This is a genomic window from Ancylobacter sp. SL191 (assembly GCF_026625645.1).
Taxonomy (GTDB): Bacteria; Pseudomonadota; Alphaproteobacteria; order Rhizobiales; family Xanthobacteraceae; genus Ancylobacter.
The window spans coordinates 3,726,811-3,746,488 of record NZ_CP113056.1; the positions used below are offsets into that span (position 1 = coordinate 3,726,811).

The window sequence follows — 19,678 nt, forward strand, 5'->3', positions numbered from 1 at the left end:
GGCTCAGGCCTTCACGAGCGGCACCTTGGGCACCTTGGAGCCGCCAGGACGGGGACGACCGCCCTCACCCGCCGGCTTGGTGGCCTTCACCGCCTTGGGCGCCGCCTTTGCGGGCGCCTTGCGGCGCGGGGCGCGCTTGGCCTTGACCGGTTCGATCTTCTCCGGCTTCGGCGTGATCGGCCCCTCCGGGAACTCGAAGGTGAGTGCGGAATCGCCATCGTCGTCGGTCTTCAACACGACGCGGACATGACCGCCGGAACGCAGCTTGCCGAACAGCACCTCATCGGCCAGCGCCTTCTTGATGTGCTCCTGGATCACGCGACCCATGGGTCGCGCGCCCATCTGCTGGTCATAGCCCCGCTCCACCAGCCACGCGGTCGCCTCGTCCGATAGCTCGATCGTGACATTGCGGTCTGCGAGCTGCGCCTCGAGCTGCAGGACGAACTTCTCCACCACCAGCGCGATGACCTCATTGGTCAGATGCGCGAAGGTGATGATGGCGTCGAGGCGGTTGCGGAACTCCGGCGCGAAGAGCCGGTTGATCGCCTCCACATCGTCCCCCTCCCGCTTGGAGCGGGTGAAGCCGAAGGCCGACTTGGACAGGTCCGCCGCGCCGGCATTCGTCGTCATGATCAGAATGACGTTGCGGAAATCGACCTGCTTGCCGTTGTGGTCCGTCAGCTTCCCGTGGTCCATCACCTGCAACAGGATGTTGAACAGATCGGGATGTGCCTTCTCGATCTCGTCGAGCAGCAACACGCAATGCGGGTGCTGGTCGATGCCATCGGTCAGCAGGCCACCCTGGTCGAAGCCGACATAGCCGGGAGGCGCGCCGATCAGCCGCGAGATGGTGTGCCGCTCCATATACTCCGACATGTCGAAGCGCAGGAGTTCCACGCCGAGGCTCGACGCGAGCTGCTTGGCGACTTCCGTCTTGCCGACGCCGGTCGGACCCGAGAACAGGTAGGAGCCGATCGGTTTCTCCGGCTCGCGAAGGCCAGCCCGCGCCAGCTTGATGGCGGACGCCAGAGCCTCGATCGCCTTGTCCTGACCGTACACCACACGCTTCAGCGTCGTCTCGAGGCCGGCGAGCACTTCCGTGTCGCTCTTCGAGACAGTCTTGGGCGGGATGCGGGCGATGGTGGCGATCGTTGCCTCGATCTCCTTCACGCCGATGGTCTTCTTGCGCCGCCCCTCGGGCAGCAGCATCTGCGCCGCGCCGGACTCGTCGATGATGTCGATCGCCTTGTCGGGGAGCTTGCGGTCGTGGATGTAGCGGGCAGAGAGTTCCACCGCCGCCTTGATCGCCTCGTTGGTGTAGCGCAGGCGATGATAGTCCTCGAAATAAGGCTTGAGCCCCTTCAGGATCTCGATCGCATCCGGCACCGTCGGCTCCGGCACGTCGATCTTCTGGAAGCGACGCACAAGGGCGCGATCCTTCTCGAAGTACTGGCGGTACTCCTTGTAGGTCGTCGAGCCGATGCAGCGCAGCGTGCCGGCGGCGAGCGCGGGCTTGAGCAGGTTGGAGGCATCCATCGCGCCGCCCGACGTCGCACCGGCACCGATGACGGTGTGGATCTCGTCGATGAACATGATGGCGTCGGGATAGGCCTCGATCTCCTTGACCACCTGCTTGAGGCGCTCCTCGAAATCGCCGCGGTAGCGGGTGCCGGCCAGCAGCGCGCCCATATCGAGCGAGAAGACGGTGGCCTTCCTCAGCACCTCCGGCACTTCGCCGTTGACGATGCGCCGCGCGAGGCCCTCGGCGATGGCGGTCTTGCCCACGCCGGGATCGCCCACGAAGAGCGGGTTGTTCTTGGAGCGGCGGCACAGCACCTGGATGGTGCGGTGAATCTCGCTGTCCCGACCGATGAGCGGATCGATCTTGCCTTCGCGCGCCTTTTTGTTGAGGTTCACGCAATAGGCGTCGAGCGCATCGGCTTTCTTCTTGGTGTCCTCCCCGGTCTTCGTCTCCGTCTCCTCCTCGGCGCCACGGACAGGACGGCTTTCCGACATGCCGGCGCGCTTGGCGATGCCGTGACTGATGTAGTTCACCGCATCATAGCGGGTCATGTCCTGCTCTTGCAGGAAATAAGCCGCATGGCTCTCGCGCTCGGCGAAGATCGCCACGAGAACGTTGGCACCGGTCACCTCTTCGCGACCGGATGACTGGACATGGATCACCGCGCGCTGGATGACGCGCTGAAAACCGGCGGTGGGCTTGGAGTCCTCGCCGCCATCCTGCACGAGATTGTCGAGCTCGGTGTCGATGTACTCGACGAGATTGCGGCGGAGCTTATCGAGATCGACGTTGCAGGCGCGCATGACCGCCGCCGAATCCTGATCGTCGACCAGCGATAGCAGCAGGTGCTCGAGGGTGGCGTACTCTTGGTGGCGTTCATTGGCGAGCGCGAGGGCCCGATGAAGCGACTGCTCGAGGCTGCGGGAGAAGGTGGGCATCGGGACCTCTTCGTTTAGCCGTCGCGGGGCGTCACTTCTTCTCCATGACGCACTGCAAAGGATGCTGATGCTTGCGTGCGAAGTCCATCACCTGGGTGACCTTTGTCTCGGCCACTTCATAGGTGTAGACGCCACACTCGCCCACGCCATGCTGATGCACGTGCAGCATGATCTGGGTGGCTTCCTCCCGGTTCTTGGTGAAGAAGTGCTCCAGCACGTGCACGACGAACTCCATTGGCGTGTAGTCGTCGTTGAGCAGGAGCACCCGGTAGAGGCTTGGCCGCTTCACCTGCGGCTTCGTCCGGGTAATCACCGCCGTCCCCGGCGGGCTATCGCCGCGCCGACGACGCTCGTCGTCGGCCATCAGGATCAGGGGCAGCGTTTCGATATCAGATGCTGACATTCAGGCTGGACCTTACCGGCAACATGCCGGGGCTTCATCAGACATAATAGGTAGCGCCCCCCACTCGCGCCAGAGCCCCGACCGGGTCTCTCTGTCGCAATCCGGTGACAATGGACCCGTTCAAGCTTGCGCGGCGGTAGCCTTGTCGTGTCACGCCATCGCCACACACGCGAAATCACCCAGCAACGAGAAAGGCCCGACCTTGCGGCCGGGCCTTTCAAAATCTCTGTTCGGCATCGGGCTCCGCGGCTACCGCGAGCCGGAAACGCCTGAACCGCGTTGATCACATATCGCGAAGGATCACTTCGCGCCGGGGATCTTGGCGATGATGCCTTCGTAGGGCTTGTAGCTCTCCTTGGCGAGATCGGCGTACAGCTCGCCCATCTTGGTCGCCTGAGAGACGAAGCTCTCATACGCGTGCTTGAAATAGTCCGACTGGATCTCAACCGCCTTGTCGAGGGTCTTGGCGCCGAACAGCTTCTCAGCCGTCGCGGTGCTCTCCTCGAAGGACTTCTTGGAATAGTCGGCCATCTCGACGGCGATGGCCTGAACACCCTTCGACACGGTGCCGAAGCTCTTCATGGCCAGTTCGAGGTTGTCTTTGCCCAGCTTCTGGAGGTCGTCGATGTTCTGCATGATCGCCTGCTCCTGTGTTGTTTCACGCGTGCCGGGTTCTGCCCACTCGCGCCGCTTGGGAAGCGTCTCCCTGCCATTGTTCTAATGCGCCGCAACATGACCGTCAAGGGATTTTTGTGCGCCGCAACATGACAGGCCCACACAAGGGTACCGGCCCATTTTATCGCCACATCGGGAGGGATGATGGGCACGGAATTTACGACTTCGTAACCGCACTCTTCTTAAGGTTTGCGAAGTGATCGCTCGGCAACGTTCCTTCAGTTCAGGGCTAGTGCGCCGGATGCGTGCGGCTTTGCCGAAGGCCTGCCGATCGTAGTGTACCGGCGCTAGCCGAGATGAGTAGGCGAGACAGGTAGATGCGGGTTCCGGGGCTTATCGGCACGTATGCCATGCGTGCCGGCGTGGTGTTGCTGGCGGCGTCATTGCTGGGCGGGGGCGTCGCTGAGGCGGCGTCGAAGAAAAAGCCGAAGCAGGCGCGCAACAAGGCCGCGGTCACCCGCACTGTCGCTAATGACGGCATCTGGCAGCGCGGCTACTCCGATATCGTCATCGACGCCAATACGGGCCGAGTCCTCCACGAAGAGAACGCCGACGCCCTCCGTCACCCGGCCTCAGTCACCAAGGTGATGACCCTTTATTTGCTGTTCGAGCAGCTTGAGGCCCGCCGGCTTCGCCTCGATTCCCAGCTCCGTGTCTCCGCCTATGCGGCGGCGCAGCAGCCCTCCAAGCTCGGCGTGAAGGCCGGCTCCACCATTTCCGTTGAAGACGCGATCCAGGCGCTAGTCACCCGTTCGGCCAATGACGTCGCGGTGGTGATCGCCGAGAACCTCGCGGGCGATTCCTCGTCTTTCGCCCGGCGCATGACGCAGCGCGCCCGCTCGCTGGGCATGTCGCGCACCACCTTCAAGAATCCGAACGGTCTGCCCGATCCGCAGCAGGTCACCACGGCGCGCGATCTCGCCACGCTCGGCCGCGCGATCCAGGAGCGCTTCCCGACCTACTACGCCTATTTCGAGAAGCGCAGCTTCATGTATCGCGGCGTCGCGATCCGTAATCACAACCGGATGCTCGGCCGCATCGAGGGCGTGGACGGCATCAAGACCGGCTACACCAACGCGTCCGGCTTCAACCTGTTGACCAGCGTGAAGCGCGACGGCCGGTATGTTATTGCCGTCGTCATGGGCGGCGCCAGCGCTGCCTCGCGCGATAACCGCATGGCGGCCCTCGTCACCGAAGCCCTTCCCCGCGCTTACGCCGGCCGCCAGATGGTCGCCCGCATGAACACCGCCCCGGGGGCCGTCGACGATATCGCGGTCGCCGCCCCGGCTGCCGCGCCCGTCGCCGTCGCTCAGGCCCCGACGCCGGCGCCCTCGCCCGTGGTGGCCGCTGCGGCCCCCGAGGTAATCCCGGTTCCCACCGCTAATCCGCGCGTTGCCATGGCGTCCGCCGCCGCCCTGCCGGCTCCGGCCGAGACCGACGAGATGACGACCGCCTCCGTGCCGACCCCGTCGGCCCGCACGGCCGCTCCGACCACGGTCGCCGGTGCCGCCAGCCCGATCGTCCCCGTTGCCGTGAAGACCGTGCCGGTCGCCCGCCCCGCCGCGCCCACCGCCACCTTCAGCAACCAGCCCGGCATCCTCGGCACGCTGGCCTTCACCAGCACCGGTCAGTCGGTGGCGGCCGCGCCGGCCGCCGCGCCCGCGCAGCAGGCCATCAAGAAGGTCCAGCTCGCCAGCGCCGGCCCGACCGAAATTCCGATGCAGGAGACCGAGCGGGCCGAAACCGCCGCCCGTCCCCGCGCCGGCGGCTGGGGCATCCAGATCGGCGCCTATGGCAGCGAAACCGACGCGCGCGCCCAGCTCGCCAAGGCCAAGCAGAAGGCCGGCTCGGCTCTCTCCAAGGCCGATCCCTACACCGAGGCGGTCAAGTCCAATGTCGTGCGCGCCCGCTTCGCCGGCTTCGATGCCGAGGCTGCGGCCCGCAAGGCCTGCGCGGCGCTGAAGCGCAGCGACTTCGGCTGCATGGTCTTCCGGAACTGACGGGAGGCCTCAATGGCGCTGGAGCAGGATATCCTTGGCTTCGTTCACCCGGGCAGCGAGATAATTCGACCCGCCCTGGTCGGGATGGAGTTTCTTCATAAGGGAACGGTGAGCCTTGCGGATGTCATCCGCCCCCGCCCCCGCCGGAAGCCCCAGGATCTGGTAAGCCTCCTCTTCCGTCATCGTGCCACGGCGCGGCGCATCAGCGCCCCTCCCGCCCGCGTCTCGGTGAGCGTGTTCACGCCAACCGGGCGCCCGGCGGTCCAGATACGCTTCGAGTAGCTGGCGGCTTTCCGGATCAAGCTCCAGGGCAAGGCGGGCCACCGTGGCGACGTCCATGGCATCAAGCGGCCGACCCGCATAAGGGCCGGTGGTCACCGTGCCCGACAGACGGCCGCTATCGTGATCGAGTTGCATATCGAGCGCGGCTGTTCGGACCGACGATGTACGCCCCTTGGTCGTCTTCAGCCGATCCCAGGGCATGCCGCTCCGAAAGTTCCATCCGATCAGCGACAGTCCAAAGATGCCGAGCGGGATCGCGGTCTCGATATGGCCGCGCATGCCCAAGAAGCCCGCCAGCAGCAGCGTGACGCTTCCCCCCACGCCCCTCCCCATCCGCACCAGTGCCTTGGCGTCAGCCCGGCCGAAGGCCTTCAGGCCATAATAAAGCAGGGCGACGATTGCAGCCCCGACGAGCAGATTGATCATTGGCCGTCCTGCATGGCCGACAGAAGATAGCGCGCGCCCGTTGATGAGGCCGACAGCGCCTGGAGCGCGCTGGTCCCGCCGGCGGCGTAACTGGCCGCCGCGCGCAATAATTGGCGCAACTGGTCGGCGGAGCCGGCATCGAACCGGCACCACGCACCCTTGGTGAGCCGGGCGATTTCACGGAACGCCCGTTCGGCATCACGGTCGTGCCCTTCCTGAAACAGGAAGGCGGGAATGCCCCGCAGCGCCAGCGGCCCAGCCTCGGCGCAGAGGTGATCCAGCGCTTCCTCCATCGCGTCGCCAACGAAAACAAGAGCACCAACAGGGCCTTGCGCGGCCTCATTGGCAGTATGCCTGAGCACGCGACCGATCTGCGTTCGCCCGCCCCGGCAGTCGATCTTGGCCATCAGCCCACCAAGCCGTGCACCCTCGGCGATCCAGGGCGACGCGCGGCATTCGTTGATGCCGCGGAAATAGACGAGCTTCATGTCGAGCCCACCGATCCTGCCGGCCTCCTCGAACATCTCCGCCTGCAACCGGCACGCCATGTCCCAGGTCGGCTGCCGGCTCATCGTCGCGTCGAGACCAAAGATCAGCCGGCCGCGCTGCCCCGTCGCAAGCGGCGCGGGCGTCCGTGCCTCCACCTCGGCCAGGAAGGCGGCAACGTTCGCCGTGGGCGCAACCGCGGGTGTGGAAAGGCGTGTCTTGTCCGAAGTCATCAAGGCCTCGATCGGATTCGCGGGGAGTGTAGCGGTGCGACGCCCGGCGAGACAGCGCCTCGCGCATGGTTGACCGCCGGGGCGACTTTGCTAGACCGTGCCGGCGCTTGCGATGAGGAGACCGCCGCGATGACCCGCCCAACCGTCCGGCCCGTCCACACCGTCCAGGAATTGCGCCAGCAGGTTTCAGCCTGGCGCGCCGCCGGAGACCGTATCGCGCTTGTGCCGACCATGGGCGCGCTTCATGCGGGTCATATGGCGCTGATGACCGCCGCGCGCCAGCATGCCGACCGTGTGGTGCTGACCATCTTCGTCAATCCGACGCAGTTCGCCCCGACGGAAGATCTGAGCCGCTATCCGCGTACCTTGGACGCCGATCTCGCCAAGGCGAGCGAAGCCGGCGCCGACCTCGCCTTCGTGCCGGATGTCGCGGAAATGTATCCAGAGGGCTTCGCGACCACGGTGTCGCTAACCGGCCCTGCCCTCGGTCTTGAGACCGACTTCCGTCCCACGCACTTTGCCGGCGTCGCCACGGTAGTCGCCAAGCTGTTCATTCAGGCGGCGCCCGACGTCGCGATGTTCGGCGAGAAGGACTATCAGCAGCTTCAGGTCGTAACACGTATGGCGCGCGATCTCGACCTGCCGCTCCGCGTCATCGGCGTGCCGACCCTACGGGAGGCCGATGGCCTCGCCCTCTCCTCCCGCAATGTCTACCTCTCGATGGAGGAGCGCGCGGCGGCCCCTGTCCTGTACCGCGCGCTTGAGGATGCGGCGGCGGCGATGGCGGCGGGAACGCCCATCCCCCAGGCTGTTGATGCCGCGCGGGCGACGGTTTGCGCCGCTGGCTTTGACCTTCAATATCTTGAGGCGCGTCACGCTCAGACACTGGCGCCCATCGACGCCCTTGCCGAGGGGCCGGTCCGGCTTCTGGTGGCGGCACGTATCGGCACGACGCGTCTCATCGACAACATCGCCGTGCCGAGTTGAGGCCTTATGTTACCGTCAGGTAGCTGATGGCGAAGCCGATGATGACGAGCGCCATACCGATGCCCAGCACGTAACGCATCGGCTTCACCTCGACCGCCTGACGCTCCTCGACATTGGCCTTCACCACCACCTCGTCACCGACGATTTCGCGGTGGTCGTCCGAATCCTGTTTCATCGCTCGTCTCCCTGGTTGCAAGGGACAACGCGGCAGGCCGGATGGGGTTTCCCTTAGGGCCTAGAGAAGGCCGAGCGATCGCAGTTCCCGCCGAAGCGTCTCGGGCAGCGCGACATCCGCCGAACCTTCGGAAAGGTCGGCGGGCGCGTCGGCGGCGGTAAGATAACGCCACCCCTGGAAGGGACGATGAGGGCGCGGCTCGACGCGGCGGACCACGGGCTCCAGCACCAGATGGCAACGGCGTATGCCGTCCGCCGCGACAAAGGGACGGATCGCGGTCAGCCGCTGGCGGCAGGCCACCTCCCCCTTGATGACCCAATAGAGCGAGCCACTGTCGACGATCTCGGGGGCGCGATTCGGCACCATGCGGGTGGTGTGGAACTGCTCGGCCGGCGCGCCGCGCGCCGCCTTGGCCGCCAGATCCTGCGCGATCCACTCTTCGAGATCCTGCACCGACTCGGCGCCAACGCAGAGCTTGAGAAGATGGAGCGGCATGAATGACGGGTCCGGCGGCGGGGAGAGGCCTTATACCCGCTTGACGACCGGCCAGTCGACCTCGTCTTCGGGAACGATGCCGGTCTCCTGCAGGGCCAGCGTCTTCCACGCGACGAAGGCCGGATGCGCGTGGATCGCGTCGACATAGGCCTGCGTGGTCGCATCCATCGCGATGCCATAGGTCCGCAGCCGCGTCGCGACGGGGGCGAACATCGCATCGGCGGCACCGAACGAACCGTACAGAAAATCACCGCCTTGGCCGAAGCGCCCGCGCGCCTCCGCCCAACGGTGTGAAAGTACCTTCACATCCTTCAAGGCGGCGTCCGGCATGGGACGGGCCTCGATGGGACGCCACAGATTCATCGGTGCCGCACTGCGCAGCGCGCCGAAGCCGCCATGCATCTCGGTCGCGAGCGAACGCGCATGCGCCCGTGCCGCCAGATCGCTGGGCCACAAGCCGCGATCCGGGAAGCGCTCGGCCAGATGTTCAAGAATAGCGATGGATTCCCACACAACGGCATCGCCGTCGATGAGGACCGGCACCCGGCCTGCCGGCGACGCGGCATAGGCCTGCGCCTTGAAGTCGGGGGCTTCGAGCGCAATCGTCTGCTCCTCGAAGGGGATGCCCGCTGCCTTCAGCGCGATCCACGGCCGCAACGACCAGGAGGAGTAGTTCTTGTTTCCAATGATGAGCTTAAGCGCCATGGCCGTGTCCCCCGAATGAGGGCACAACCATCGACGACAGATCCGCCGGATGCAAATGCACAGCTGTCATGGCGCCCATCAGCGCCACTGATCGAGCTGCCGCAAACTCAGCCCGCCGCGACCTGAACGGCCTGGAAGCCACCGAAAATGTAGACAAGAGCGACGGCGGCCAGGAAGGCGACAACCGTCCAGCGTGCAACTCCCCAGCAGGAGGAGTGCTCGGAAAGGGAAGACATGGAAAATCCCTTGATAGGTTCACCTCTCGGCGCTCGGGAACCTCATTTGTTCGCCGCGCCGGATTGATACAAAACTTAATGAAACGTTATCGCTTTCGCAATCGCGAAATAGTCACAATCCCCCGCGTCCCATGCAACCCTGCTAGGCACGCGCAAGCTTGGATTCGGCAGCCCCGCACCGCTGTGCACAGGCGCGGGCGGCTATTGAAGCGAACGGATCGACGGATCACCATACGGCGCCCGCGATCTGACCGCGGCCCTGCGGCGCAAGGCACTCCAACCCCATGTTCGGCTTCACCTATCTCGACGGCATCGCCTTCAGCGCCTTCATCGGCTCCTGGATCGTCTATCACTTTCTGATGGAGGGCGGCTGGTCGGAGCGGCGCTCGTTCAACCGGCGCATGGACCAGTTCCGGCTGGAATGGATGCAGCGCATGCTGCTGCGCGACAACCGGATCGTCGATGCCCAGATCGTCGCCGCGCTGCAAAATGGTACCGCCTTCTTCGCCTCCACCTCACTGCTGGCGATCGGTGCCACGCTGGCGATTCTGCAGTCCACCGACGCGGTGATGGCGATCTTCAGGGATCTGCCCTTCGTCGAGCCCAACCGGACCAGCTGGGAACTCAAGACGCTGGGCCTCGCGGTGATTTTCGCCAACGCCTTCTTCAAGTTCGCCTGGGCCTACCGACTGTTCAATTATACCACCATCCTGCTGGGCTCGACGCCGCCCGCCCGCGACGCAGCGACCCCGGAGGCGCAGATGCACGCGCGCAAGGCCGCCCGCATGGCGACGCTCGCCGGCCGGCACTTCAACCGGGGACAGCGCGCCTTCTTCTTCGCCCTCGGCTATCTCGGCTGGTATGTGAACGCGTGGGCCTTCATGGTCGCCACCTTCGCCATCTTCATCGTCATGACCAACCGGCAGTTCGGCAAGGACGCCCATTGGATCCTCGATGACCCCGAGCCGGAGACCAGCCGTGACTGACAAACCGACGAGCCAAACTCCTCCGCGCCCGCGCCTTCCGTCGGAAGATGCGATGGAGCAAGCCATTCTGGCCGCTGCAGAATCTGCCGGTCGCACGGTGGCGCCGGAGGATGTCGCGCGCAGTGTGGCCAAGGGGCCGGAATGGCAGGCGGCGCTGCCGGTGCTGCGGCGGGTGGCGCAGCGCATGGCGCGGGAGGGACGGCTGGTGATCTACCGCAAGGGCAAGCCGGTCGACCCGGACGATTTCCGCGGCGTCTACCGGCTCGGCCTGCCGGGTATCCCGCCCGAAGGCTAGAGCTTCTCCGGTGAATTCCAGTTCACCGGAGAAGCTCTAGCTTATTGTTTCGACGCATTTTCTTCACGCGAACCGGAATCCACTTCGCTCGAAAATGCTCTAAGGCGCGGGGAACAGCGCGCCGGTGCGGCCGGTAACATAATACACCACCAGCCCCACCCATTCGCGCAGCGCGCCGTCGACGAATTGCAGTCCCTCGGCGACCGAGCCGAACAGGCGCCAGACGGCCCCCTGCCCTGTCGTGCGGTAGTCCACCGGATAGGCGGTGACCGGAAATCCCGCCGCGCGGAAACAGCCCATGGCACGCGGCATGTGCATGGCGGAGGTCACCAGCAGCCAGCGCTCGCCTGCGACCGGATTAACTAACCCTCTGGTCAGTCGTGCATTTTCCGCCGTATTGCGCGACCGCCCCTCAAAAATCACACGGCCGGGATCGACGCCGATCTGCGGCAGCACTTGCCGGATCACATCGGCCTCGGCGATTGGCGGAGGATCGAGGCGCCCGCTGCCGCCGCTGAAGACGAGGCGGGCATCGGGATAGCGGCGGCTGAGATCGGCCAGGGCAAAGAGCCGTTCTGCCGCTTCCTGAAAGGCCGGCTGGCCGCGCGCGGCGGTGATGTCCGGCAGCTCCGCGCCACCAAGTACAATAATACCGGCGATCGGTTGTCCATCATCTACGAAAGCGGGGAATCGGTCTTCCAAAGCCTGCGTCATCATCCGCCCGAACGGCCCCAGCCCGGCCAGCAGGAGACCGACGATTCCAACCGCCATCAGCACGCGCCCGAGCCGCCAGCGCGGTGCAGTGAGGTGAACAGTCAGGCCGATGAGTGCAGTGAGGGTGAGTAGTGTGGATGGCACGACGGCCATCCAGACGAGCTTGGAGAGGGTGAAGAACATGGGCCTCTCCGCTCAGCGCTGCGCCTGCGACAGGGACGTCCCCTCGCCGCGCACGGTGCGCTCCAGAAAGCGGCCGACGCTCGCCAGCGGCACCGGTGCGGAGAGCAGGAAGCCCTGCACGTGATGACAGCCGACCGACTGGAGGTAGCGCAGCTGCTCGCGCGTCTCCACCCCCTCGGCGGTGACGGTGATGGCCAGCGCCCGGGCCAGCCGGACGACGCAGTCGATGATCGCGGCGGCATCCTCGGTATGGCCGATGTTCTGGATGAAGCTGCGGTCGATCTTGATCGTGTCGACGCGGAAGCGGCGGATATAGCCGAGCGAGGAATAGCCGCTGCCGAAATCGTCGAGGGCGATGCGGATGCCGAGATTGCGCAGCGCGGCGAGCGCGGCGAAGGCTTCCGGCTGGTTGCCGAACAGCAGGTTCTCGGTAATCTCGATCTCCAGCCGCTCCGGCGGGAAATCCGTGTCGCGCAGGATGCCCCGCACCGTGTCGGCGAGGTCGCGGCTGCGGAAATCGACCGGCGAGAGGTTGACGGCCACCTTCGTGTCGCCCCAGCCGCGCGTCTGTTCGCAGACGCGGCGCAGAACCCACATGTCGAGCTCGGTGACCAGCCCGGACTGCTCGGCCACCGGGATGAACTCGCCGGGTGAGATGAGGCCCTGCACCGGGTGCAGCCAGCGCACCAGCGCCTCGAAGCCAATGACGGCTTCGCTGTCGGCTGCGAATTGCGGCTGGTAATAGACCGCCAGCTCGCCCTCCGCGAGGGCGCGCTTGAGCTCGATCTCCAGGTCGCGCCGACGCACGACCTCCCGTTCCATGCGCGGGGTGAAGAGGCGGAAGCAGCCGCGCCCTTCGGATTTCGCGCGGTAGACGGCGATATCGGCCAGCCGGATCAGTTCGCTCGCCTCGGTGCCATGGTCCGGGGCGATGGTCGCGCCAATCGAGCCGCTGAGCGCCAGCATCTGACCGGCGATCCTCGCCGGGCGCCGCACCGTGGCGAGAACCTCCGCGCCGATGGCCTCGATCTCCTGATCGTCATCGCCGACCGTCGCGAGCAGCACGAATTCATCGCCGCCGAAGCGGGAGGCCAGCAGCGAAGGCAGCTTCAGTGCGCCGAGTCGGGCGCCGATCTCGGCCAGCAGCATGTCGCCGACATGGTGGCCGAGCGTGTCGTTGATGTCCTTGAACCCATCGAGGTCGAGGAAGAACACGACGAGACGCGCCCCCGGCGAGACGCGCAGCAACCGGTCGCGCAGCGTGCGCATCAGCATCGCCCGGTTGGCGAGGCCGCAGAGCGAATCGACATAGGCAAGGCGCGAGGCCAGCGCCTCGCTCTTGGCCAGTTCATGCGTCGCCCGGCGGGCATACCACAGGATGATGACCGCGGCGGCGAGCAGCAGGATCGCCGTTCCCATCAGCGCCGGCAGCAGCGCGCGTAGCAGCGAGGCGCCGGGGTTCTCCGGCATCCAGCTCAGCCAGGCCGGCGCGATGGTGCCGTCGTGGAACGGGATCAGCACCGCCTGCCGCGTCTCTTCCGGCGGCGCATTGGTGATGGCCGGGGCGACGACATGCAGCTCGGCGATCAGATCGCCCAGGAAGCCGGCATCGAGAAAGACCACGGTCACCGCGATGGGCGGCACGCGCGTTGGCGAGACGACGCGCCCGTAATCCGGCGTGATGCTGATCGCCCCGACCAGAGCGGGCCGGCCCTCCACGCGCATATAGCCGGCACGGAACACCGGCGGCAGTTCGCGCGGACGCTCGTTCTGCCGGGCGGTGAGAGAGGCCTGCGCCACTTGTTCCTTGAAGGCCGCTTCCACCCCGCGCACCAGCGGCAGCATCGCGTCGGCGTCGAACGGGGCGATGTCGGTCGGCATCAGCGAGCCGTTGATGGCCGCGTAGCCGAGCCCGGATTCGAGCACGACATAGGAGCGGTCATGCCCCTGCGTGTCGTGCAGCCAGCGGCCGAAATTCTCGTGTACCCAGTTCACGTCGAGGAAATAGGCGGTACGCAGCACCGACTCGTCCCAATGCGCGAAGCTGGCGAGGTCGCGCTGAAGATCGCCGGCACGCCGGTTGAGACTTTCGAGGATGAGCACGTTCCAGCGGTCGCGGGCGGCCTGGTCGACACGCTCGGCGGCCAGCAGCGAGAAGGCGATCATGGAGGCGATGGCGGCGGCGATGACCAGCGCCACGGCGAGGATCATCCGGTCACCGGTGCGCGCCAGCCGGGCGCTGCCAATCTGGCGACGCGTCGATCCAGCCCGTTCATCAGGCCGGGCTGCGGGAACCTGCCCACGAAGCCGGCCGATGGGCGCCCACATATGCTCCCTCCCTCGGATACCCCCACGATAGAGCGGGTTCCTTAATGCCGGTTGAAGTCATTTGAATTTTTATGCAATCGGCGTCAGGCGAACCAGAGCGAGGCAATGCCGAGGAAGGCGAAGAAGCCGACCACATCGGTGATCGTGGTGACAAAAGGGCCGGAGGAGACGGCAGGATCCACCTTCAGACGGTCCAGCGCCAGCGGAATGAGAATGCCGCCCAGCGCGGCCGCCACCAGATTGATGATCATGGCGAGGGCGATGACGAAGCCGAGATCGAGCACGCCGAAGCGGGCGAAGACCACGACCGCCATGATGACGGCGAAGACCACGCCGTTGAACAGCCCGACGAGAAGCTCGCGGCCGATGATGCGGCCGGCATTGCTCGGCCGAAGCTCGCGGGTGGCGAGCGCCCGCACGGCAACCGTCATGGTCTGCGTGCCGGCATTGCCGCCCTGGCTGGCGACGATGGGCATGAGCACCGCCAGCGCCACCATCTTCTGCAGCTCCCCCTCGAACAGGGAGATGACGAAGGAGGCGAGATTGGCCGCGATCAGGTTGAGGAACAGCCAGGTGAAGCGGCTTCGCGCGATGTACCAGAAACTGTCGGACAGTTCTTCGTCGCTGGCGACGCCGCCGAGCGCCTTCAGATCCTCATCCGCCTCTTCCTGGATCACGTCGACGATGTCGTCGACGGTGAGCACGCCGACGAGGCGGCCGGCACTGTCCACCACGGGGGCGGAGATGAGGTTGTAGCGCTCGAAGACGCGGGCCACGCCTTCCTGATCGTCGGTGACGTTCACCACATGGCGGTCGGGCGTCAGCACCTCGCCGAGCTTCACCCCGCGCTTGGTACGCAGCAGGCGGTCGAGCGGGACCGAGCCGCTGAGGCGGTAGGACGGGTCGACCACGAAGACCTCGAAGAAGGTCTCCGGCAGGCCCTCGGTCTCGCCGATATAGTCCAGCGTCTGGCCGACCGTCCAGAACGGCGGCAGGGCGATGAACTCGGTCTGCATGCGCCGGCCGGCGCTCTCCTCGGGATAGTCGAGGCTGCGCTGCAGGGTCGCCCGATCCGGGATCGGCAACTGCGCGAGGATCGCCTGCTTCTCGTCGTCGTCGAGGTCTTCGAGGATATAGACCGCGTCGTCGGAATCGAGGTCGCGCATGCCCTCGACGACGGTCTGCGTCGATAGCCCCTGAAGGATCTGGACGCGGACGGTCTCGTCCAGCTCGGTCAGCGCGGTGAAGTCGAAATCCGCGCCGAGAAGTTCGATCAGGCGGGGCCGCTCGGAGGCCGGCAGCGCCTCGAGCAGGCGCGCCACATCGGATTCATGCAGGTCGGCGACGAGGCCGCGCAGGACATCGGCCTCGCCCGCGTCGATAGCGCCGACGATAGCCTCGACAAAGCCGGGCACGTCGATGGGATCGACCTCCGGCTCCGGGCCGCGCCCCGAGCGGGAGGCGGCGAGATCGGTCTCTTCGCGCATGCCGCTCTCCGGCCGGATTCGGATGGGGTGACGTGAACCGTTCTTATGAAGCATCCTACGGGAAGGCAAACCGATCCCTGTCGCGCGCGAGCGATGCCGCGCGCGCGTGGTGCCCCGGCAACAGGTCAGGATTCAGGACGGCAATGATCGCGGTGCGACTTCTCATCGGCGGGCGCGTGCAGGGCGTCGGCTACCGCGCCTGGTTCGCGGCGGAAGCGCGCCGGCGCGGGCTCACGGGCTGGGTCCGTAACCGGCGCGAGGGCACGGTGGAAGCGCTGCTGCGCGGCGAGGCGGACGTTATCGAGGCGCTGGTCGCCGCCGCCCACCGAGGCCCGCCGGCGGCGCGGGTCGACCGGATCGAGGTCAGCGAGGCGCCGGACGACGGCGGGGAGGGATTCGAGGTATGGCCGACGGTGTAAGTCGCCTCAGACGGCGACCGTGGGGCCGAAGATCGCCTCGAATTCGCGGCGCAGGGCAAGGTCGACATCGTCCATAGTCACCGGCCGGCCAAGCGCCACAAGGCTGGTCACGCCATGCTCGCGCACGCCGCAGGGCACGATACCGTCAAAATGCGCGAGGTCCGGTTCCACGTTCAGCGAGATGCCGTGCATCGTCACCCAGCGGCGCAGGCGAATGCCGATGGCGGCGATCTTGTCCTCGCCCTCCTCACGCGCCGGCCTGCGCACCCAGACGCCCACGCGGTCCTCCCGGCGCTCGCCGCGCACATTGAAGGCGTCGAGCGCGCGGATCAGCCATTCCTCCAGCGCGGCGACGTAGCGGCGCACATCCGGCGTACGGCGCTTGAGGTCGAGCATCACATAGGCCACGCGCTGGCCGGGGCCGTGATAGGTGTACTGCCCGCCCCGCCCGGCCGGGTGGATCGGGAAGCGGTCGGGATCGACGAGATCTTCCGGCCGCGCGCTGGTGCCGGCGGTATAGAGCGGGGGATGCTCGATGAGCCAGACCAGCTCGTCCTCCTCCCCGCCGGCGATCGCGGCAGCGAGGCGGTCCATCTCCGCCAGCGCCTGCGCATAGTCGGTCAGGCCGGGGCTCACCCGCCAGCGCACCGGCGGGCTGCCCGGCAGCGGCAGAAGCCGGGCGGCGAGGTCGTCGCGGGCGGAGGTGGCGGGGCTGGTGGTCGCGTCCATGGCGCAGAGATAATCATTCCGCGCGCGTCTGTCTCCCCGCCTGTCTCCCTGCCACTCAGGCGCAGGGCGCAACTCTGTCCACAGCCCGGCGCGCGGCTCTTGTGGACCCTCAATCGATCTGTTAGACGATGCCCCGCTCCCGCCGGCCAGTGCTTCACAGCGCGCCGCCGGCTCCGGGCGATGCGGTCGTGGCGGAATTGGTAGACGCGCTGCCTTGAGGTGGCAGTGGGTAACACCGTGGAGGTTCGAGTCCTCTCGACCGCACCATTCTCTCAGAATGGTGCTTACATTCTGAGCCTGACGCACGGCGACCTTCGGGTCGCCGTTGTTGTTTCTAGCCGGACCTTCGGGTCGCCGTTGTTGTTTCTAGCCGGACCTTCGGGTCGCCGTCGGTGTTTCCGGCTGGACCTTCGGGCAGCCGTCGGTGTTTCTAGCCGGACCTTCGGGTCGCCGTCGGTGTTTCCGGCTGGACCTTCGGGGCATCGACCTCGCGCCAGCGACCCGCCCCTGCCCGCTCAGTTCGGCGCCACGGCCGTCGCCACGCCGGCGGGAACGATATGCACGACATGGTAGCCCTTCTCCCGAAGCGCGGTGAGGAAGGCGGGAATCATCTTGGCGGTCTGCGCTCGCGTGTCGTGGAACAGGATGATGCCGCGCCGCTCATGGTCGAGCCGGGTCATGGTGAGTTCGAGCTGCTGCTCGGGCGTCATCGGGTTCCAGTCCCCCGCCCAGAGATCAGCGCCGAACACCCCCACACCGCGCTTCGCCAGATAGTCCAGCAGCGCCGGCGAGGAGCCGAAGCCGGGGAAGCGGAAGAACGGCACGCGCGGATGCGGCCCGGCGGCGCCATAGGCGGCCTTGTCGACGGAGGCGAAGCCCTTCTCGATGTCGGCCACGGCCTTGTCGAAGGGCATGTCCGCCAGCGTCATCGGGTGGGTCTGGCTGTGATGGGCGACCGTGTGGCCCTCGGCGATGATCCGGCGCACCATCTCGGGATGCGCCGCCGCCGCCCGCCCGACGAGGAAGAAGGTCGCGCGCACGCATTCCTTGGCCAGCGCGCGCAGCACCGTCTCGGTCGTTCCGGGATGCGGGCCGTCGTCGAAGGTCAGCACCACCTCGCCCTCGGCGAGATCGAGCGTCTGCGGGAAATGCTTGGTGCCGACCTGCAGGCCGGCCGCCTGCACCTCCATCACCCGCGACGTGCCGAGGCGCCCCTCGCAGGCGGTCGCCGCGACGGCGGGCAGCGCGGGGAGTGCCGCGAGGGTGGTGACGAGAGCAAGCGTGGCAAGGCGGCGCATGGCAACTCCGGCGCGCGGATCGAACCCGCGCCTAGCTACCCCGTTCGCCCCAGCGCCGCCAGAGCGGCGGCGCAACACTTGAAGGTCTTACGCCGCCAGAGCGGCGGCGCAACACGTCGCAAACCTTCCGCCGCCAGAGCGGCGGCGCCACACTGAAGAGCCTTCCGCCGCCGGCGCGGCGCGCGCTCAATAGGCGTTGTGGTGAACGGCGACCTTGATCGTCATGATGAGGATCTTGATGTCGAGCCAGAGCGACCAGCCATTGATGTATTCGAGATCGGCCGCCACGCGGCGCTCGATGTCGACGCGGCTATGGGTGGCACCACGATAGCCGCGCACCTGGGCGAGCCCGGTCACGCCCGGCTTCATGGTGTGGCGGCTCCAGTAATCCGGGATCAGCTCCCAGAACAGCGCGCCCTCCGCCCGCGAGCCGAGCGCATGCGGGCGCGGCCCGACGAGGCTCATATCGCCGTTCAGCACGTTGAAGAGCTGCGGCAGTTCATCGAGGCTGGTGCGGCGCAGGAAATTGCCGATGCGGGTCACGCGCGGGTCGCTGCGGGAGGCCGATACGCTGCCGGTCGTGTCGAGCAGGTCAGTCCGCATGCTGCGCAGCTTGAAGCAGCGATAGGTCCGGTTGTTGCGCCCCACCCGCTCCTGCACGAAGAAGGCCGGGCCGGGCGAATCGAGCTTCACCAGAACGGCGCAGACGGCAATTACCGGACCGACGATCAGCAGCATGGCGCTGGTGACGGCGAGGTCGAAGGCGCGCTTGAGCAGCCGCTCGCCGAGCTTCATCGGCCCGCGCGAGATCACCAGCGTGGTGTGATTCTGCCAGTGCGAGATCGCCAGCGGCTGCACGTCGCCGAGATCGGCGATGATTTCCGCGTCGAGCCCGCTGAGGCGCATCGCCTCGGCCCATTTCAGCCGCTCATCGGCCTCCGAGAAGGCCAGCACCACCCGGTCAGCGTCGCGCACGGTGCGGCTCACCCGGTCGAAGAACATCGGGTCACTGAGCGCCGGCACGATGTTGTGCTTCCGCACATTGACCATCATGGTCATCATATTGCCGGTGCGGCGCTCCATGCCGACACCGTCGGTCAGCACGACGATGCGCGGCTCGACCACGGAGAAGAACAGCTTGCGGATCATGTTGACGCCGACCGCTCGCATGAGGGCCAGCAGCAGCGCCGCGAGCAGCAGCGTGTAGCCGACCTCGAGGCGGGAGAGTTCGGCGCTGACCTTCATCGCGAAGGTGGCGCTGAAGCTGATGGCCGCGGCGATGACCAAGGCGGCGAGAACCCGCAGGATCGACCGGCTGAAGGAACGCAAGGTGCGAACATTATAGGCCCGAAGGGCTATCGCGGCGAGAAGGAAGGACGGGGCGAGGAGCGCCAGCGTCCGATCCCAGTCGCTCGGCGACAGATCGCCATAGCGAATGAAGCCGCCCAGAATGCCCGACATAGCAATCGTCGCAATATCGGCGACGACAGCACCGAGCATGAGGGACAGCCGCAGGAGATTACGATGGCGGCTCAAAAGGGCGCGCGAACGCGCGCGGTCCTTGCGCCCCTCACCCGATGTGCGTTCGGACAGCTCGTAATAGGTTCCGGTTTCGCTCATAGGTGACTGTCCCCCAACAGCCGGCAATTCATGGGCATGCCCGATCTCCGCAGGGA

At 66.5% G+C, this 19,678-nt stretch carries 20 protein-coding genes and 1 tRNA gene; 6 read left to right on the forward strand and 15 right to left on the reverse strand.

Going from position 1 to position 19,678, the window contains the following annotated elements:
- Positions 1–3: 3 nt before the first annotated feature.
- The 3 genes from clpA to OU996_RS17025 form a co-directional block, all read right to left on the reverse strand.
- The gene (gene clpA / locus OU996_RS17015; RefSeq protein ID WP_267582792.1) at positions 4–2,460 is read right to left on the reverse strand and encodes an ATP-dependent Clp protease ATP-binding subunit ClpA; all 2,457 of its coding nucleotides are present in this window, start codon (positions 2,458–2,460) and stop codon (positions 4–6) included.
- Positions 2,461–2,491: 31 nt separating this feature from the next.
- Positions 2,492–2,824, reverse strand: a complete 333-nt coding sequence (gene clpS / locus OU996_RS17020) for an ATP-dependent Clp protease adapter ClpS (RefSeq protein WP_420712773.1) — start codon at positions 2,822–2,824, stop codon at positions 2,492–2,494.
- Positions 2,825–3,163: 339 nt separating this feature from the next.
- The gene (locus tag OU996_RS17025; protein ID WP_324290757.1) at positions 3,164–3,502 is read right to left on the reverse strand and encodes a phasin family protein; all 339 of its coding nucleotides are present in this window, start codon (positions 3,500–3,502) and stop codon (positions 3,164–3,166) included.
- 353 nt (positions 3,503–3,855) lie between these two features.
- Between OU996_RS17025 and OU996_RS17030 the strand changes: the two genes are divergently transcribed.
- Positions 3,856–5,538: a D-alanyl-D-alanine carboxypeptidase family protein gene (locus OU996_RS17030; RefSeq protein ID WP_267582795.1), complete on the forward strand. Its 1,683-nt coding sequence runs from the start codon at positions 3,856–3,858 to the stop codon at positions 5,536–5,538.
- A 9-nt stretch (positions 5,539–5,547) separates the two neighbouring features.
- Here OU996_RS17030 and OU996_RS17035 read toward each other — a convergent pair whose 3' ends face one another.
- Both OU996_RS17035 and OU996_RS17040 read right to left on the reverse strand, forming a co-directional pair.
- The gene (locus tag OU996_RS17035) at positions 5,548–6,246 is read right to left on the reverse strand and encodes a DnaJ domain-containing protein (protein WP_267582796.1); all 699 of its coding nucleotides are present in this window, start codon (positions 6,244–6,246) and stop codon (positions 5,548–5,550) included.
- Positions 6,243–6,965, reverse strand: coding sequence for a VWA domain-containing protein (locus OU996_RS17040; protein ID WP_267582797.1), 723 nt, complete (start codon positions 6,963–6,965; stop codon positions 6,243–6,245). Before OU996_RS17040 ends, OU996_RS17035 begins: the two co-directional genes overlap by 4 nt.
- A 129-nt stretch (positions 6,966–7,094) precedes the next feature.
- Here OU996_RS17040 and panC point away from each other — a divergent pair, with 129 nt between their 5' ends.
- The gene (gene panC / locus OU996_RS17045) at positions 7,095–7,952 is read left to right on the forward strand and encodes a pantoate--beta-alanine ligase (protein WP_267582798.1); all 858 of its coding nucleotides are present in this window, start codon (positions 7,095–7,097) and stop codon (positions 7,950–7,952) included.
- Between the two features lie 4 nt (positions 7,953–7,956).
- Here panC and OU996_RS17050 read toward each other — a convergent pair whose 3' ends face one another.
- The 4 genes from OU996_RS17050 to OU996_RS17065 form a co-directional block, all read right to left on the reverse strand.
- Positions 7,957–8,127, reverse strand: a complete 171-nt coding sequence (locus tag OU996_RS17050; RefSeq protein WP_267582799.1) for a hypothetical protein — start codon at positions 8,125–8,127, stop codon at positions 7,957–7,959.
- A gap of 60 nt (positions 8,128–8,187) precedes the next feature.
- A complete protein-coding gene (locus OU996_RS17055) occupies positions 8,188–8,622 on the reverse strand; it encodes a DUF1489 family protein (protein WP_267582800.1) in 435 nt (144 codons plus the stop codon).
- A gap of 30 nt (positions 8,623–8,652) precedes the next feature.
- On the reverse strand, positions 8,653–9,327 hold the full coding sequence (locus OU996_RS17060) for a glutathione S-transferase family protein (protein ID WP_267582801.1): 675 nt from the start codon (positions 9,325–9,327) through the stop codon (positions 8,653–8,655).
- Positions 9,328–9,434: 107 nt separating this feature from the next.
- Positions 9,435–9,563 carry a hypothetical protein gene (locus tag OU996_RS17065; RefSeq protein WP_267582802.1) on the reverse strand — a complete coding sequence of 43 codons (129 nt, stop codon included), beginning with the start codon at positions 9,561–9,563 and terminating at the stop codon, positions 9,435–9,437.
- A 284-nt stretch (positions 9,564–9,847) separates the two neighbouring features.
- Between OU996_RS17065 and OU996_RS17070 the strand changes: the two genes are divergently transcribed.
- A complete protein-coding gene (locus tag OU996_RS17070) occupies positions 9,848–10,549 on the forward strand; it encodes a DUF599 domain-containing protein (protein ID WP_267582803.1) in 702 nt (233 codons plus the stop codon).
- A 52-nt stretch (positions 10,550–10,601) separates the two neighbouring features.
- The gene (locus tag OU996_RS17075) at positions 10,602–10,844 is read left to right on the forward strand and encodes a DUF3253 domain-containing protein (protein ID WP_267582804.1); all 243 of its coding nucleotides are present in this window, start codon (positions 10,602–10,604) and stop codon (positions 10,842–10,844) included.
- A 99-nt stretch (positions 10,845–10,943) separates the two neighbouring features.
- Here the strand turns inward: OU996_RS17075 and OU996_RS17080 are convergent, their stop codons facing one another.
- The 3 genes from OU996_RS17080 to mgtE all read right to left on the reverse strand — a co-directional run bounded on the left by OU996_RS17080 (position 10,944) and on the right by mgtE (position 15,556).
- Positions 10,944–11,741, reverse strand: coding sequence for a YdcF family protein (locus tag OU996_RS17080; protein WP_267582805.1), 798 nt, complete (start codon positions 11,739–11,741; stop codon positions 10,944–10,946).
- Between the two features lie 12 nt (positions 11,742–11,753).
- A complete protein-coding gene (locus OU996_RS17085; RefSeq protein WP_267582806.1) occupies positions 11,754–13,952 on the reverse strand; it encodes a putative bifunctional diguanylate cyclase/phosphodiesterase in 2,199 nt (732 codons plus the stop codon).
- 200 nt (positions 13,953–14,152) lie between these two features.
- The gene (mgtE, locus tag OU996_RS17090; RefSeq protein ID WP_267582807.1) at positions 14,153–15,556 is read right to left on the reverse strand and encodes a magnesium transporter; all 1,404 of its coding nucleotides are present in this window, start codon (positions 15,554–15,556) and stop codon (positions 14,153–14,155) included.
- A 143-nt stretch (positions 15,557–15,699) separates the two neighbouring features.
- Here mgtE and OU996_RS17095 point away from each other — a divergent pair, with 143 nt between their 5' ends.
- Complete coding sequence (locus tag OU996_RS17095; protein WP_267582808.1) at positions 15,700–15,975, forward strand: acylphosphatase; 276 nt, start codon at positions 15,700–15,702, stop codon at positions 15,973–15,975.
- 6 nt (positions 15,976–15,981) lie between these two features.
- Here the strand turns inward: OU996_RS17095 and lipB are convergent, their stop codons facing one another.
- On the reverse strand, positions 15,982–16,704 hold the full coding sequence (lipB, locus tag OU996_RS17100; RefSeq protein WP_267582809.1) for a lipoyl(octanoyl) transferase LipB: 723 nt from the start codon (positions 16,702–16,704) through the stop codon (positions 15,982–15,984).
- A 182-nt stretch (positions 16,705–16,886) separates the two neighbouring features.
- On the opposite strand from lipB, the gene OU996_RS17105 reads away from it, so the two are divergent.
- A tRNA-Leu gene (locus OU996_RS17105) sits at positions 16,887–16,971 on the forward strand.
- A gap of 248 nt (positions 16,972–17,219) precedes the next feature.
- Here OU996_RS17105 and OU996_RS17110 read toward each other — a convergent pair.
- Positions 17,220–18,002 carry a polysaccharide deacetylase family protein gene (locus tag OU996_RS17110; protein WP_267582810.1) on the reverse strand — a complete coding sequence of 261 codons (783 nt, stop codon included), beginning with the start codon at positions 18,000–18,002 and terminating at the stop codon, positions 17,220–17,222.
- A gap of 186 nt (positions 18,003–18,188) precedes the next feature.
- The gene (locus tag OU996_RS17115; protein WP_267582811.1) at positions 18,189–19,622 is read right to left on the reverse strand and encodes an exopolysaccharide biosynthesis polyprenyl glycosylphosphotransferase; all 1,434 of its coding nucleotides are present in this window, start codon (positions 19,620–19,622) and stop codon (positions 18,189–18,191) included.
- Between the last annotated feature and the right edge of the window lie 56 nt (positions 19,623–19,678).